Source organism: Mycolicibacterium bacteremicum (assembly GCF_002086115.1).
GTDB lineage: Bacteria > Actinomycetota > Actinomycetes > Mycobacteriales > Mycobacteriaceae > Mycobacterium > Mycobacterium bacteremicum.
This window is the reverse complement of record NZ_MVHJ01000011.1, coordinates 156,731-172,221: the sequence shown is the minus strand read 5'-3', so window position 1 is coordinate 172,221 and position 15,491 is coordinate 156,731. Positions and strand designations below refer to the sequence as shown.

15 protein-coding genes are annotated in these 15,491 nt (G+C 68.7%); 10 read left to right on the top strand and 5 right to left on the bottom strand.

Annotated features, from left to right (window positions below):
* The first annotated feature begins 57 nt into the window (after positions 1 to 57).
* The 5 genes from BST17_RS15520 to BST17_RS15500 all read left to right on the top strand — a co-directional run bounded on the left by BST17_RS15520 (position 58) and on the right by BST17_RS15500 (position 5,261).
* A complete protein-coding gene (locus BST17_RS15520; RefSeq protein WP_083059555.1) occupies positions 58 to 654 on the top strand; it encodes an FMN-dependent NADH-azoreductase in 597 nt (198 codons plus the stop codon).
* 60 nt (positions 655 to 714) lie between these two features.
* Entirely contained in the window at positions 715 to 1,377 is a 663-nt protein-coding gene (locus BST17_RS15515; RefSeq protein ID WP_083059553.1) for a response regulator transcription factor, read from the top strand.
* 1 nt (position 1,378) lies between these two features.
* On the top strand, positions 1,379 to 2,800 hold the full coding sequence (locus tag BST17_RS15510) for a sensor histidine kinase (RefSeq protein WP_083059552.1): 1,422 nt from the start codon (positions 1,379 to 1,381) through the stop codon (positions 2,798 to 2,800).
* A 124-nt stretch (positions 2,801 to 2,924) separates the two neighbouring features.
* Complete coding sequence (locus BST17_RS15505) at positions 2,925 to 4,295, top strand: MFS transporter (RefSeq protein ID WP_083059550.1); 1,371 nt, start codon at positions 2,925 to 2,927, stop codon at positions 4,293 to 4,295.
* A 45-nt stretch (positions 4,296 to 4,340) separates the two neighbouring features.
* A complete protein-coding gene (locus BST17_RS15500) occupies positions 4,341 to 5,261 on the top strand; it encodes a TAXI family TRAP transporter solute-binding subunit (RefSeq protein ID WP_083059610.1) in 921 nt (306 codons plus the stop codon).
* A 61-nt stretch (positions 5,262 to 5,322) separates the two neighbouring features.
* Here the strand turns inward: BST17_RS15500 and BST17_RS15495 are convergent, their stop codons facing one another.
* Positions 5,323 to 6,123: a crotonase/enoyl-CoA hydratase family protein gene (locus BST17_RS15495; protein WP_083059548.1), complete on the bottom strand. Its 801-nt coding sequence runs from the start codon at positions 6,121 to 6,123 to the stop codon at positions 5,323 to 5,325.
* 69 nt (positions 6,124 to 6,192) lie between these two features.
* Between BST17_RS15495 and BST17_RS15490 the strand changes: the two genes are divergently transcribed.
* The 3 genes from BST17_RS15490 to BST17_RS15480 are packed head-to-tail and all read left to right on the top strand — an operon-like array spanning position 6,193 to position 9,576.
* The gene (locus tag BST17_RS15490; RefSeq protein WP_083059547.1) at positions 6,193 to 7,845 is read left to right on the top strand and encodes a medium/long-chain-fatty-acid--CoA/3-oxocholest-4-en-26-oate--CoA ligase; all 1,653 of its coding nucleotides are present in this window, start codon (positions 6,193 to 6,195) and stop codon (positions 7,843 to 7,845) included.
* The gene (locus BST17_RS15485) at positions 7,842 to 8,963 is read left to right on the top strand and encodes an NAD(P)H-dependent flavin oxidoreductase (RefSeq protein WP_083059545.1); all 1,122 of its coding nucleotides are present in this window, start codon (positions 7,842 to 7,844) and stop codon (positions 8,961 to 8,963) included. The genes BST17_RS15490 and BST17_RS15485 overlap by 4 nt, the downstream gene beginning before the upstream one ends.
* Positions 8,964 to 9,012: 49 nt before the next feature.
* Positions 9,013 to 9,576, top strand: coding sequence for a helix-turn-helix domain-containing protein (locus BST17_RS15480; RefSeq protein ID WP_083059544.1), 564 nt, complete (start codon positions 9,013 to 9,015; stop codon positions 9,574 to 9,576).
* On the opposite strand, the gene BST17_RS15475 is transcribed toward BST17_RS15480, so the two are convergent.
* Positions 9,538 to 10,512: an NAD-dependent epimerase/dehydratase family protein gene (locus tag BST17_RS15475; protein WP_083059542.1), complete on the bottom strand. Its 975-nt coding sequence runs from the start codon at positions 10,510 to 10,512 to the stop codon at positions 9,538 to 9,540. The genes BST17_RS15480 and BST17_RS15475 overlap by 39 nt on opposite strands.
* 27 nt (positions 10,513 to 10,539) lie before the next feature.
* Between BST17_RS15475 and BST17_RS15470 the strand changes: the two genes are divergently transcribed.
* Complete coding sequence (locus tag BST17_RS15470; protein WP_083059541.1) at positions 10,540 to 11,721, top strand: NADH:flavin oxidoreductase; 1,182 nt, start codon at positions 10,540 to 10,542, stop codon at positions 11,719 to 11,721.
* Complete coding sequence (locus tag BST17_RS15465; protein WP_234807690.1) at positions 11,718 to 12,287, top strand: hypothetical protein; 570 nt, start codon at positions 11,718 to 11,720, stop codon at positions 12,285 to 12,287. The genes BST17_RS15470 and BST17_RS15465 overlap by 4 nt, the downstream gene beginning before the upstream one ends.
* Here BST17_RS15465 and BST17_RS15460 read toward each other — a convergent pair.
* The 3 genes from BST17_RS15460 to fadD17 all read right to left on the bottom strand — a co-directional run bounded on the left by BST17_RS15460 (position 12,284) and on the right by fadD17 (position 15,489).
* Positions 12,284 to 13,003 carry an envelope biogenesis lipoprotein LpqN gene (locus BST17_RS15460; protein WP_083059539.1) on the bottom strand — a complete coding sequence of 240 codons (720 nt, stop codon included), beginning with the start codon at positions 13,001 to 13,003 and terminating at the stop codon, positions 12,284 to 12,286. The two genes, BST17_RS15465 and BST17_RS15460, sit on opposite strands and share 4 nt — an antisense overlap.
* 151 nt (positions 13,004 to 13,154) lie before the next feature.
* Positions 13,155 to 13,970, bottom strand: a complete 816-nt coding sequence (locus tag BST17_RS15455) for an SDR family NAD(P)-dependent oxidoreductase (protein WP_083059538.1) — start codon at positions 13,968 to 13,970, stop codon at positions 13,155 to 13,157.
* A gap of 19 nt (positions 13,971 to 13,989) precedes the next feature.
* Positions 13,990 to 15,489 carry a long-chain-fatty-acid--CoA ligase FadD17 gene (fadD17, locus tag BST17_RS15450; protein ID WP_234807689.1) on the bottom strand — a complete coding sequence of 500 codons (1,500 nt, stop codon included), beginning with the start codon at positions 15,487 to 15,489 and terminating at the stop codon, positions 13,990 to 13,992.
* Positions 15,490 to 15,491: the final 2 nt, after the last annotated feature.

The following is a 15,491-nucleotide window of genomic DNA, read 5'->3' as shown; positions in this document are numbered from 1 at the left end:
GACCGCTGTGTCGTATAGATAGTTAGTGATACACAAACTATCTATGAAAGGTTAGTCATGTCGCATCTTCTCCACATCGACTCGTCGGTTCAGGGTGAGCAGTCGGTCAGTCGTCGACTCACCGCGCGCGCGGTCGAGGGCTGGCGCGCCGCGCACCCCGACGGGACGGTGACCTACCGCGACCTGTTCGCCGACCCGTTGCCGCACCTGGACCCGAGCACGTCGGCACCGCTCAGCACGATATTGATCGACGAGGTCAAGGCGGCCGACACCGTCATCCTCGGGCTGCCGCTGTACAACTTCGGACCGCCCAGCACCGTCAAGGCGTGGGTGGATCACCTGGTGGCCGTGGGACAGTCGATCGATGCCGACACCGGTGCCGGACTGCTCGGGGACACCGATCTGGTGGCGATCGAAACCCGCGGTGGCGGTTATGGACCAGGTACGCCCCGCGAAGGCTGGGACCATGCCCAGACCTGGCTGACCCACGGTGTGTCCCTGACGGGATTGGTGCCGCGCTTCGTGGTCGTCGAACTCACCATGGCCGAGACGAATCCGGCGATGGCCGACCTGCGCGAGCTCGCGGCGCAGAACCTGGCGCACGGACAGGCTCAGATCGACCGCCTCTGGGAGTCCCGGCAGATCGCGGTCTAGTCACGTGGCCGCCGCGGCGGGCGGCACGAGGTCTTGCGTGGCTGTCGTAGGTTTGTCCCGATGCGCATCGCGGTGGTGGAGGATGACGACGGCGTCGGCGAGGCGCTGGTCGATGCGCTGGCGCAGGTCGGGCACGCGCCGGTGCGGATGCGTCGGGGCGCAGATCTGTTGCTCGGCCACCGCGATGTCGACCTGGCCCTGCTCGATCTCGGCCTGCCCGATGACGACGGTATGACGATCCTGCGCCGGTTGCGCGGCGTCAGCCAGATCCCGGTGGTGGTGCTGACCGCCCGCGACGACGAACGTTCGGTGGTGCGCGCCCTGCGTGCCGGCGCCGACGACTATGTGGTCAAACCGGCGCGCCTGGGCGAACTGCGGGCCCGCATCGAGGTGGCCGCCCGGCGCCGGGGCGGGCCCGCATCGAAGCCCGACCCCGACATCGTCGAGTCCGGGGACATCGTGGTGGACCTGGGTGCCCGCCGGGTCGAGGTCGCCGGTGCGGAAATCCCGCTGGCGCCGAAGGAATTCGAGGTGCTGGCGCATCTGGTGGCCCGTCGCGGGGAGGCCGTCAGCCGGCAGGAGTTGATGGACGCCATCTGGGGTGACGCCTATGTGGCGATCTCGCGCAGCCTCGATGTGCACATGACCTCGCTGCGCGCCAAGCTCGGCCGGCCCGAGGCCATCGCGACCATCCGCGGGTACGGCTACCGCTGGAGTTCGTGAGATGTGGCGGCGTGTCCTGCTGGTACTGGTCGCCTATTCGGCGATCGTGGTCATCGGGCTGGCACTGCCGTTGGCGATCACGCTGGGCCGCGAGCGGATGCAGCGCTTCGGTGAGAACCGCCTTGCCGCAGCCTCCTACTTCGCCGATCTGGCTGCGCGCGAGAATGATTCGCTCAACCCGGAACTGCAGCAGGCGCTGGGCCGCTACCACGACCTCTACGGTGAGCCGGTGGTCGTCGTCGGGCGCGACGGGTCGCCGCGCGCCGGCGCGGGCGTCGACGCCATCGCCGGTGACACCGCCGACGCCGTCTCCGAGGCGCTGCGCAACCAGCGCAGCCGCATCCCCGACATCGTCACGCCGTGGTCTCCGCAGCAGGTGTTGGTCGCGGTCCCGGTCGGCACCGGCACCCAGGTCGACGGCGCGGTGGTGCTCACCGCGTCCACTGCGGCTGCCCGCGCCGACATCACCCGGGCATGGGCGCTGATCGGCGCCGGGGCCGTCGCGCTGCTGGCTCTCGCGTCGGCCATCGCGGTCGCCCTGTCGCGCTGGACGGTGCGGCCGCTGACGGAGCTGGCGACCCGGGCGGCGTCGCTGCGCCGCCGGGTGCGCGACCGGGTACCGGCGGACCCGCCCGACGTCGACGACGAGGGACTCCCCGATCGCCATGGCGGTCCGCACGAGGTGCGTCGGCTCGCGGCCGCATTCGACGCGATGGCCCGTGACGTCGACGCCGCGGCCGACGCGCAGCGCCGGCTGGTCGCCGATTCGGCGCATGCGCTGCGCAACCCGCTGGCGGCGTTGAGCATGCGCCTGGACACCCTGGGTATGGCGCTGCCGGAGTCCGCGGCCGCTGCCCATCAGAAGGCCACCGTGGAGGTCGACCGCCTGACCGGCATCGTCAACGACCTGCTCGCGCTCGCCACCGCCGAGAGCCGCCCCGACACCGACGACGGGACAATCGGTTGTGATGTCGGTGCGGTGACCGCCGAGCGGATCGACTTCTGGGCGACGGCCTGCGCCGATGCCGGGGTGACCGTCCGCGCGGACACCCCGCGTGGTGTCCGGGTCGCCATGTCCGAACGGCACCTCACCCAGATCCTCGACATCGTGCTGAGCAACACCGCCAAGTACGCCGGAACGGGGGCGCACGCCGAGGTCGTCGTCGCCCGTGCCGGCCACGACGTGAGGCTGACGGTGTCCGATGACGGCCGCGGTGTACCCGCCCACGAGCTGCCCCGGGTGTCGACGCGATTCTTCCGGGCCGCCAACACGGTCGGCCACGGCACCGGCCTGGGCCTGGCCATCGCTCGCGCCCTCACCGAGCGGGCCGGGGGAGCATTCGAGGTGACGGCCGCGCCCGCGGGCGGTCTGCGCGTGCAGATGCGGCTGCCCGCCGCCGACGGCGAGCCGCATTCGTCCTAAGGGAGTGTTAGGAGTTGTGCGTGCCGCTTCCCGACCGGCTGTGACAGCCTTCACAGTGGGGAGGCGACAACGACGTCGGTGACGGCGGTATCCGTCCGGCGCGTCGCGGACTAGGAGGAGAGAGATGACCGGATCGACCACCCGGGACCCGCGCGGTGAGGGACCCGGTTCGCCGGCCGCGGTGTCGTCACCGGCCGCCACCCGCCGCGCGATCTTCAACACGCTGCGCGGCTCGTCGGGCAACCTCGTCGAGTGGTACGACGTCTACGTCTACACCGTGTTCGCGTCGTACTTCGAAAGTCAGTTCTTCGACTCGGCGGACAAGAACTCGACGCTCTACGTCTACGCGATCTTCGCGGTCACGTTCGTGATGCGCCCCGTCGGATCGTGGTTCTTCGGCCGCTTCGCCGACCGCCGCGGGCGACGTGCGGCGCTCACGTTCAGCGTCTCGCTGATGGCGGCGTGCTCGTTGGTGATCGCGCTGACCCCCGGCCGGGAGAGCATCGGCGTGTGGGCAGCGGTGATCCTGGTGCTCTGCCGACTGGTCCAGGGGTTCGCCACCGGCGGTGAGTACGGGACCTCGGCCACCTACATGTCCGAGGCCGCCACCCGGGAGCGGCGCGGATTCTTCTCCTCTTTTCAATACGTGACGCTGGTCGGCGGGCACGTGCTCGCGCAGCTGACCCTGCTGATCATGCAGGTGTTCCTGGACAAGGAGCAGATCTCGGAATACGGCTGGCGCATCGCGTTTCTCATCGGCGGCGTCGCGGCGGTGGTGGTCTTCTGGCTGCGCCGCAGCATGGACGAGTCGCTCACCACAGAACAACTCGACGCCGTGCGTCGCGGCGAGGACCACGGTTCGGGATCGATGCGCGAGCTCGTGACCGGGCACTGGCGGGCGCTGCTGACCTGCTTCCTGGTCACCATCGGCGGCACCATCGCGTTCTACACCTACAGCGTCAACGCCCCGGCGATCGTCAAGTCCACCTACGAGGACCACGGCATGACGGCCACCTGGATCAACCTCATCGGGCTGACGTTCCTGATGGCCATCCAGCCGATCGGCGGCCTGATCAGCGACAAGGTGGGCCGCAAGCCGGTGCTGATCTTCTTCGGGGTCGGCGCGCTGTTCTACACCTACGTGCTGATCACCTATCTGCCCCAAACCACTTCGGTGGCAGCATCTCTCACGCTGGTGTGTGTCGGCTACGTCATCCTGACCGGGTACACCTCCATCAACGCGATCGTCAAGGCCGAGCTGTTCCCGTCGCATATCCGGGCGCTGGGCGTGGGGTTGGGCTACGCCCTGGCCAACTCGGCGTTCGGCGGCACCGCCCCGCTGATCTACCAGGCGGCCAAGGACGGCGGCCATGTCCCGTGGTTCATCGGTTACGTGACGGTGGTCGTCGCCGTGTCGCTCGCGGTATATGTGTTCCTGCTGAAGAACAAGTCGGAGACACCGTTGGACCGGGAACAGGGCCGCGCGTTCGTCTGACGTCTACGCTGACCCACCGTGACGACCGATCCGTCGGGGCCCCCGGTGCTGGACCGTCGGTCCGCACTGCGGGGCCTCGCGGCGTTGACGGCCGTGCTGACCGTCGTCGGCTGCGGTTCCGCCGACCGGGCGCCGGTGCTGCTGGCGGCGGGCGAGCCCGGCGGCTTCTTCTGGGAGTTCTCCGGTCTGCTGGCCGCCGCGGCGGCCCGGGCGGGTACCGCACGGGTGGAGCCGTTGCGCAGTGGCGGCTCGGCCGAGAACCTCGACCTGTTGCGTTCGGGCCGGGCCGATCTGGCGATCAGCCTCAGTGACACCGCCCAGGACAGCGCCGGGGCGCAGGACCTGCGGGCGGTCGGCCGGGTGTACGAGAACTACTTCCAGGTCGCCGTGCGCCACGACACCGATATCACGTCACTGCCAGGGTTGGCCGGCCGTACCGTCAGCATCGGCGCGGCGGGCTCGGGTGCGACGACGCTGTCCGAGCGGGTGCTCGCCACCGCGGGTCTGTCCGGTCCCGACGCCGTGCGCCGGGTACAACAGCCGATGCGTGCTGCCGCCGCCGCCCTGGCCGACGGCTCGGTGGATGCGGTGATGTGGGCCGGCGGCGTGCCCACCCCCGCCTTCTCCGACGCCGGCGATATTCGGCTGCTGGACCTGACGGCCGCGGTGGCCGCGTTGCGGCAGCGGTACGGAACCTCCTACGAGCCGGTGTCGGTACCGGCCGACGCCTACGGGCGCCACCCCGCGGTGACCACGGTCGGCGTCGCCAACCTGCTGCTGGCCCGCGCCGAAGTGAACGATCAGATCGTCGCCGCGCTGGTCGATCTGCTCCTCGACGACCCGTCCGCGCTGGTGCCCGACCAGGCCATCGGCAGCCAGTTCCTGGATGCGCAATCGCTGATCCAGACCGGTCCGGTCGTCCTGCACCCCGGCGCCGCGGCCGAATACCGGCGCAGGCACGGCTGATACACGGTGATGTGTGGAGTCGCTGTCGGATTCATTCCGACCAGGACGCCACGAATCGCAGCTACTTCATCTGGAAGTTGGGTGCCCGCTTCTCCTTGAAGGCCAGCGGGCCCTCCTTGGCGTCGGCGGACAGGAACACCGGGATGCCGTTGGCCGTATCGGGTTTGAACGCCTCGAGTTCGTGCATACCCTCGGTGTCCCGGATGGTCTTGAGGATGGCCTGCACGGCCAGCGGTCCGTTGTTGTTGATCACCTCGGCGATCTCCAGGGCCTTCTCCAGCGCGGTGCCGTCCGGGACCACATGCCCGATCAGCCCGTACTCCAGCGCCTGGGCCGCGGTGATGTGGCGGCCGGTCAGCAGCATGTCGCAGGCGATGGTGTAGGGGATCTGGCGAACCAGTCGCACTGCGGAACCGCCCATCGGGTACAGGCTCCACTTGGCCTCGGAGATGCCGAACTTCGCGCTCTCCCCGGCCACCCGGATGTCGGTGCCCTGCAGGATCTCGGTGCCGCCGGCGATGGCCGGGCCCTCGACCGCGGCGATCAGCGGCTTGGTGAGACGACGACCCTTCAGCAGACCGTCGATGCGTGACGGGTCGTAGCTACCGTCCTTGAACGAGTCGCCCGGCGGCTTCTTGGTGGCGCCCTTGAGGTCCATGCCGGCGCAGAAGTAGCCGCCCGCGCCGGTGAGGATGCAACTGCGGATCTCGGGATCGCTGTCGACACGGTCCCAGGCCTCGACCATTATCGCGAGCATCTCGCCGGAGAGCGCGTTGCGCGCCTCGGGCCGGTTCAGCGTCACGATGAGGGTGTGTCCGCGCTGCTCGATGAGGGCGTCGGGGCCCTTGGTGGTCTCGCTCATCGGGTGTCGCCTCTCTGCGTTTGTGACCCGGACTTGTCACGAAATGTAACACGTTCTAGTTTAGGTGCCATGGCCCTGAACATCGCCGATCTCGCCGAGCATGCCATCGACGCCGTGCCGGACCGTGTTGCCCTCATCTGTGGTGACGAGCAGCTGACCTACGCCCAGCTCGAGGAGCGGGCCAACCGGCTGGCGCACTATCTCACCGACCAGGGTGTCGGCAAGGACGACAAGGTCGGGCTGTACTGCCGCAATCGCATCGAGATCGTGATCGGCATGCTCGGCATCGTGAAGGCCGGCGCCATCCTGGTCAACGTCAACTTCCGCTATGTCGAGGGTGAGCTGAAGTACCTGTTCGACAACTCCGACATGGTCGCGCTGATCCATGAGCGCCGCTACGCCGACCGGGTGGCCAACGTGCTGCCCGAGACGCCGAACGTCAAGACCGTCCTGGTGGTCGAGGACGGCAGCGACGACGATTTCGCGCGCTACGGTGGCGTGCCGTTCGAGGACGCGCTGGCGCTCGGCTCACCCGAGCGGGACTTCGGCCCGCGCAGCGAGGACGACATCTACCTGCTCTACACCGGCGGGACCACCGGATTCCCCAAGGGCGTGATGTGGCGCCACGAGGACATCTACCGGGTGCTGTTCGGCGGCACCGATTTCGCCACCGGCGAGCCGATCGCCGACGAGTACGACCTGTCCAAGCAGGCCAAGGAGAACGCGCCGATGGTGCGGCTGCCGATCCCGCCGATGATCCACGGCGCGACGCAGTCGGCGACCTGGATGGCGCTCTTCTCCGGCCAGACCGTGGTGCTCACACCGGAATTCGACGCCGATCAGGTGTGGCGCCTGATCCACGACCACAAGGTCAACCTGCTCTTCTTCACCGGCGATGCGATGGCCCGGCCGCTGCTCGACGCGCTGCTCGCGCATCAGGACGAGGGCAACACCTACGACCTGTCATCGTTGTTCCTGTTGGCCAGCACCGCGGCGCTGTTCTCCACCAGCCTCAAGGAGAAGTTCCTGGAGCTCCTGCCCAACCGCGTCATCACCGACTCGATCGGCTCCTCGGAGACCGGATTCGGTGGCACCAGCATCGTGGCCAAGGGCCAGAGCCACACCGGTGGTCCGCGGGTGACCATCGACAAGAACACCAAGGTGCTCGACGAGGACGGCAACGAGGTCGTGCCCGGCTCGGGCGTGCGCGGCATCATCGCCAAGTGCGGGCACATCCCCGTCGGCTACTTCAAGGACGAGAAGAAGACGGCCGAGACGTTCCGCACGTACAACGGTGTGCGGTACGCGATCCCGGGTGACTACGCGGAGGTCGAGGCCGACGGCAGCGTGACGATGCTGGGCCGTGGTTCGGTGTCGATCAACTCCGGCGGGGAGAAGATCTACCCCGAGGAGGTCGAGGCTGCGCTCAAGGGCCACCCCGATGTGTTCGACGCGCTGGTCGTGGGGGTTCCCGACGAACGGTTCGGCCAGCATGTCGCCGCGGTCGTGCAGCCCCGCGAGGGCACCCGGCCGACGCTGGCCTCGCTCGACGCCCATGTCCGGACCGAGATCGCGGGATACAAGGTGCCGCGCAGCCTCTGGCTGGTCGACGAGGTGAAGCGGTCACCCGCCGGCAAACCGGATTACCGCTGGGCCAAGGACACCACCGAGGAGCGTGCCGCCGATGATGTGCACGCCAAGCATGCAGGAGCGGCATCATGAGGACTGAACTCTGCGAGAAGTTCGGTATCGAGTACCCGATCTTCGTCTTCACCCCGTCGGAGAAGGTGGCCGCCGCGGTCAGTAAGGCCGGCGGTCTCGGTGTGCTGGGCTGCGTGCGGTTCAACGACGCCGATGATCTGGAGAACGTCCTGCAGTGGATGGACGCCAACACCGACGGCAAGCCGTACGGCGTCGACATCGTGATGCCGGCCAAGGTGCCAACCGAGGGCACCAGCGTCGACATCAACAAACTCATCCCGCAGGACCACCGCGATTTCGTCGCCAAGACCCTCGCCGATCTCGGAGTGCCGCCGCTGCCCGAGGACGAGGCGAAATCCGAGGGCGTGCTGGGCTGGCTGCACTCGGTGGCGCGCAGCCACGTCGAGGTCGCGCTCAAGCACCCCATCAAGCTGATCGCCAACGCACTGGGCTCACCGCCCAAGGACGTCATCGATCAGGCGCACGCGGCCGGTGTCCCGGTGGCCGCCCTGGCCGGTAGCGCCAAACATGCTCTGCGCCATGCCGAGAACGGTGTCGACATCGTGGTCGCGCAGGGACACGAAGCCGGCGGACACACCGGTGAGATCGGCTCGGTGGTGCTCTGGCCCGAGATCGTCGACGCACTCGACGGGAAGGCGCCGGTGCTGGCCGCCGGCGGTATCGGCACCGGCCGTCAGGTCGCCGCCGCGCTCGCGCTGGGCGCTCAGGGTGTGTGGATGGGCTCGGCGTTCCTGACCTCGGCCGAATACGACCTCGGCATCCGGCAGGCCTCCGGCGTGTCGACCATCCAGCAGGCCATGCTGGAGGCCACCTCGGCGGACACGGTGCGCCGCAAGATCTACACCGGTAAGCCCGCCCGCCTGCTCAAGAGCCGCTGGACCGATGCGTGGGACGCCGACGGTGCCCCGGACCCGCTGCCGATGCCGCTGCAGAACATCCTTGTCAGCGAGGCGCACCAGCGGATGAACGAATCCTCGGACCCGACCGCGGTGGCCATGCCGGTCGGTCAGATCGTAGGCCGGATGAACGAGATCCGACCCGTCGCCGACATCATCGCCGAGCTGGTCAGCGGTTTCGAGGACGCGACCAAGCGCCTCGACGGCATCGCGCAGAGCTGAGCCCGCCCGGCCGGCGCACCGCGTTCGGCCGGTGCGGTTGAATCGGTGCATGACCGGTCGACCACGCGACGCCTCGATCGACGAACGGGTGTTGTCGGTGACCCGCGAACTGCTGGTCGAGGTGGGCTGGGATGACCTCAGCGTGCGGTTGGTCGCCGTCCGGGCCGGGGTCGGGCGGTCCAGCCTGAACCGGCGCTGGTCATCCAAGGCGGAATTGGTGCTGCACGCGATCCTCGGGGAAAACCCGGACATGGCACCGTTTTCCGGCACCGACCGGGCTGGCTGGATCGACTGGGTGGTCCGCGGCAGTCATCAGCTGTTCAGCCGTCCCGACGTCCGGGCGGCGGTGCCGGGGCTGCTGCTGGCGTTGCGGGAGAACCATGAGCTGCGCAAACAGTTGTGGTCGGGCTTCAGCGGCCCGGCCGTGGAACTGTTCGCCCAGGACGGCCACGGTGCCGAACTGGACGCCAGGGCGGCACTGGCGATGGCGGCCGGCGCGGCGTTGTTCGTGACCACGGTGGCCGACGAGGACGACACCCCGCAACTGCAGGACCGGATGGTCGAGCTGTTGACCTCAGCGCTGCAGGCAGGCCAGCATCGCCGACCGCGGTGAGCGCCAGGCCTTGATGCCCAGCGCCGTGCGGGTGTGCGAATCGTCGGTCGGTGTCGCCGACGTGAGCAGCAGGGCCGCCTCATGGCTGATCCCGTCGCCGAGCGGCAGCACCCGGCCGGCCAGGTCCGCGACCCGTCCGATACCGCGAAAAATTCTCGGCGACAACGGTATCCGGCGGATCTTGCGTGCCGAACCGTGTTCCAGCAAATCGATCATCTCGTCGAAGGCCACCATCTCACCGCCGCAGACATAGCGTTGCGGGCCACGCCCGGGCGTCATCGATCGCACATGGACCTCGGCGACGTCGGCGACGTCGATCATCTGCATACCGCCCGGCATCCGGGGGGCCAGACCATGCGCCAGGATCGGTGCCCAGCCGCGTTCGGTCACCCCGGGTGCGGTGTGGCAGGCGGGGCCGACGACGCTGGACGGGTAGCTCACCACCACGGGCGCGCCACGCTCCTGGAGCCCTCGGGCGACCCGGTCCGCGTACGCCTTGGTCTGCGCGTACGGGCTGCGGCCGGGCGCCGGTGGAGTGTTCTCGGTGATGACGCCGTCCGGCGGCGGGAACAGTGCGCTGTAACTACTCACGCAGACAACGGGATCCAGGCCCGCGTCGACGGCCCGCAGCAACAGCATCTCGGTGGCGTGGGCGTTGATCTCCCACATCAGCGCTGAGCGCCGGTGATCGGTACCGACCACTCCTGCCGCGTGCAGTACCGCGTCACAGCCGCGCAGCAACGCGTCGACGGTGGCGATATCGCGCACATCCCCTTCGACCGGTACCAGCACACCCCGGGTGGCGAGGTATTCGATGACCGGGTCGGCGGCCGTTCCCGGCGCCACGAGCAGTCGGATCTGATGTCCGGCGGCGAGCAGGGCGCGCGTGATGTGGGCGCCGAGATATCCGGTGCCACCGGTGATGGCGATGCGCATGCGACCTCCTGCTATATTTCGATGCCAATGGTATCGAAAGCGTTCACGCCGCACCCGCTGGGTCCGCTGACCCTCAAGAACCGGTTCATCAAGGCCGCCACCTTCGAGGGGGTGATGCCGCGCGGTCAGGTGACCGACGAGCTCATCGCGTTCCACACCGAGGTGGCCCGCGGCGGGGCGGCGATGACGACCGTTGCCTACCTGGCGATCTCACCCGGCGGGCGGGTGCACCGCGACACCATCGTGCTGGACGCGGCCCGTGCCGCCGCGCTGCGCAGGCTCACCGACGCCGTGCATGCCGAGGGGGCCACGGTGTGCGCCCAGATCGGGCACGCCGGTCTGGTCGCCAATACGCTGTCGAACCGGCAGTCCACGCTGGCGCCGAGCACGCGGTTCAGCGCACCGGCCATGGGCCGGGTCAGGGCGGCCACAGCCGACCAGCTGGCCACCGTGGTCGACGAGTTCGGTGCTGCCGCGGGCCATGCGGTGTCAGCCGGATTCGATGCGATCGAAATCCACATGGGCCACGGATATCTGCTGAGTTCATTCTTCAGCCCGAACCTCAACAAGCGCCGCGACGCCTTCGGTGGCGACGTGGTACGCCGAGCCGAACTGGCCCGCCGCGTCGCCGAGCGGGTCCGTCGGGTCGTCGGCGATGCGGTCGCGGTCACCGCGAAGTTCAACATGGACGATGGTGTGCCCGGCGGCTTCTGGCTCACCGACAGCCTGGCCACCGCGAAACTGTTGGAGGCCGACGGGCATCTCGATGCCCTGCAACTCACCGGCGGGAGCTCGTTGAGCAATCCGATGTACTACTTCCGCGGGCCGGTGCCGATGGCCGAGTTCATCGCATCGCAGCCCGCACCGGTCGGCCTGGGCCTGCGCGTGATGGGGCGCAGGCTGTTTCGGGAGTATCCCTTCGAGGAAGGCTACTTCGCCACCGCGGCACGGCAGTTCCGCGAGACGCTGCGCATGCCGTTGATCCTGCTCGGCGGCATCAACCGGCTGGCAACGGTCGACACGGCCCTGCAGGACGGGTTCGAGTTCGTCGCGATGGCGCGGGCCCTGCTGCGCGAACCCGACCTGGTGAACCGGTTCGAGCGCGGCACCCGCGCAACAGGTCTGTGCGTGCACTGCATGAAATGCATGCCGACCGTCTACACCGGTACCCGGTGTGTGGTGCGCGCGGGAGCCATAATGCCCGGGTGAGCGATGCCGAGCGGATCATCCTGGTCAGGTGGAGTCCGGCACTGGCGGTCGGTGTGCTCGCGGCGACCGCGACGCTCTGGCTGGTACCGCTGGGTCACCTGCTGGCGGGCTCCTACGTCGGCGCTGATCTGATGCTGCGGTGGCTGGGGGTGGCCGTGCTCGCCGTGCCCTTCGGATGGGTGGCCTGGCGGGTCCCGAAGACGGTGCGCGGTATGGGGCTGACGATCGACTCCGCCGGAATCCATCCGTTCGACGGACGCACCGTGGACACCATCGGTTGGCACGAGATCGCCGGTGTCGGATTCGGTTCGTATATCGGAAGTTACCGCGGCCTGCAGACCAGGACCATGGCCGGTCTGGAGATCTATCTGACCGATACGGCGCAGGCGGCGAACCATCCGCGGCTGGACAACGACTGGCAACGGGTCGGGTCACCGGCCCCGGGCCTGTCGGCCGGCTGCTTCCGCTTCACCGTGTCCCCGTACGGCGATGCCGGCGCCCGCATCGAAGCTGCGGTGCGCCGGCATCGACCACATCTGTGGCTGGGGCCGTTCGCACACGACTAGGGCGTGATCACGGTCTCCGAGTCGATCACATCGGTTGCCGCGCTGACGATATCGGCCTGGTCCTCAAGGCCGTCGGCGTTGAGCTGCAACACGTACAGCCCGTCGCCGCCGGGAATGACCACCGTCTTCTGCGCGACGATCTTGGTCAGGCCGTCCTGCTCCCAGGTGCCGCCCAACTGGAAGGCGTCGAAGCCGCCCAGCTCGCTCTGTGCCCCCTCGTTCCACCCCTCGTAGCCCGGCAGGTTCTCCAGCTCGCCGGGCGCCAGCTCGATGATCTTCTGCGGATCGACATTGCCGGTCAGCTTCGAGACCAACGCCACGATGCTGGGGGTGTACTCCGCTGCCTCGGGCCCGGTGTAGACGATGGCGCCGTAGGCCCACTCGGGGGTGTCCGGGCCGGCGTCCTCCCAGCCCTCGGGGAACGGCAGATCGATGGTGGGCGAACCCGGGTCGCCGCGCTTGACCGGTGTCTCCTGGATGCCGTTGGCCTGGATGTAGCTGGCGATCGTCTCGTTCGGGCCGGGCGCATCCTCGTCGCGCGGGGCGACCTTGGGTTTGGTGGTTTCCGGCTCGGATTCCTCCGTGGCGGACTCCGAGGAGGACGCCGACGCCGTCGGGGTGCCCTCGGTGGTCTTGGTGTCCGATCCGCAGCCGGACAGGATCAGTCCCAGTGTGGTGGCCAGCGCCGCGACACCGGTGAGCGCAGATGTTCTCATCAAAAACCCTCCGTCTTGAGGTCCTTTTCATGGCAAACATCTGCCATGCTCATTCCGTCCGGAAGCGTAGCCCAGTTATCGCCACGACATGGTAGGTAGAACTACTCGAAAATATCGGACGGACAACTCGCGAGGCCGCCAGCAAAGTCTCTTACGATGATCGGCCGGGCCCGAGGGTGTACTCGCCGGTGTCGGGATGGCGGTACCAACCGCCGGCCGCCTGCGTGCCGCCGTCGACGTGCAACGTCTGCCCGGTCAGGTAGGAGGAGAGGTCCGAGGCCAGGAACACTGCGGCACCGGCCATCTCGTCGACGTGACCGGCGCGGCCCAGCGGCACCATGCGGGCCGCATCGTCCAACCGCTGCGGGCTACCCATCGCGGCGAGGCCCTCAGTGAGGGTGAAATCCGGGGCCAGCCCGTTGACCCGGATACCGTGCTCGGCGAGTTCGAGGGCGGCGGTCCTGGTGTAGTTGACGACGCCGGCCTTGGCGGCGGCATATGCGGCGTACCCGGGGGCGGCCCGGACACCCTCGATCGAGGTGACGTTGATGATGCTGCCCGGGTGTCGGGCGGCGACCATCACCCGGGCGACCCGCTGCGTGCACAGCAACACATGCCGCAGGTTGGCCCGGTACAACGCGTCCCAGGCGTTCTCGGAGGTATCCAGCAGTGGCGAGGGAAAGGTACCGCCGGCGTTGTTGACCAGGATGTGCACCGAACCGAACTGCTGCACGGTGCGAGACAGCGCGTCGTCGACGGCGTCGGCATCGCGGACATCGGCGAGCAGTGCCAGGCAGCCGATCTCGGCGGCCGCCGCGGCACCCGCCTCCTCGTCGCGCTCCCAGATGGCCACCTGGGCGCCGAAGGCCGCCAGTCCGGCCGCGATACCGCGACCGATACCGGCGCCGCCACCGGTGACCACCGCGACCCGGCCCTGCAAAGAGACCGCGGACGGGGTGATCGGCATATCCGGACTCTAGGGCACCTCAGCGGGTGATGGGATGCACCGGATCGGCACAGTCCATCCCTTGAGCCGAGAGTTCGCGCTTGAGCACCTTGAAGGTCTCGGTGCGCGGCAGCGCGGTCGCGACCCGCACGAACGACGGCCACTGCTTGGGACCGAGGTCGGGCTGATCGGACAGGAAGGCGTGGAACGCCTCGGCGTCGAAGGTCGCGCCATCGCGCAGCACGACGGCTGCCATCACCCGGTCGCCGACGGCGGGGTCGGGAATCGGGTAGACCGCGACCTCCACGATGTCGAGATGGCGCAGCAGAATCCGTTCGATCGGGGCGGTGCCCAGGTTCTCGCCGTCGACCCGCATCCAGTCGCCGAGCCGGCCGGCGAAATAGATGTAACCCGCCTCGTCGCGATATCCGAGGTCGCCGGAGTGATACACACCGCCGGCCATCCGTTCGGACTCGGCGCCGGGGGAGTTGTAGTAGCCGCGGAACCAGCCGGGGCCGGTCGGGTTGACGATCTCACCCACCACCCCGGGCGGGCATGCCTGCCCGGTCTCGACATCGATGATGGCGACCTCATCGGTCAGCGGCCCCAGCGATCCGTCCGGGGTGTCGGGGGTGCGTGCGATCGCCACCCCGCCCTCGGTCGACCCGAAGCCGTCGACGACGTGCACACCGAACCGTTCGGCGAAGCGCGGCAGGTCGCGCGGCGCACCCTCGTTGCCGTACAGGAACTTCAGTGGATTGTCGGCATCGTCGGGCTGTTCGGGGGTGGCCAGGATGTAGGACAGCGGCTTGCCGACGTAATTGGCGTAGGTGGCGCCGAATCGACGGGCATCTCCGATGAAGCGGGACGCGGAGAACTTACGGCGCAGCGCGATCGACGCCCCGGCGGCGACGCCGACCGCCCAGCCGGCCATGACGGCGTTCGAATGGAACAGCGGCATCGACAGATAGCAGGTGTCGGCCGGTCCCAGCCCGAACCGGTCGGCCAGCATCTTGCCGGGGAAGGCGACCTTGTCATTGGTCACCCGCACGGCCTTCGGGTCACCGCTGGTGCCGGAGGTGAAGATCAGCATGAACAGATCGTCCCCGGACAGCGGCGCGAACGTCACCGGCGTGCCGGCGTGGCAGGCGAGTTCGGCTGCCCAGGATCCGGATTCGACATCGACGGCGGCTACCCCGGCAGGCACCTCGGCACCGGAGTCGGCCAGCACGTACTGGCAGTCGGCGCGCTCGATATCGGCCGCCAGCGCCGCGCCGCGCCGGGTCGGGTTGAGCCCCACCGGCACCACCCCGGACAGGGCGGCCGCAACCAACACCGTGGAGAAGAACGGGGTGTTGCCGAGCAGCACCCCGATATGCGGCGGCCGGTCCGGATCCAGGCGTGATCGCAGCGCGGCGGCCAGTGCGGCACCCGCGGCGATGTGGTCCTGCCACGTCGTGAACGAGTCCTCGTCGTACACGCCACGATCGGTGACGTCGACCAGGGGTGCCAGCAGCTGCGCGACCGTCGGGCCTGCCACCG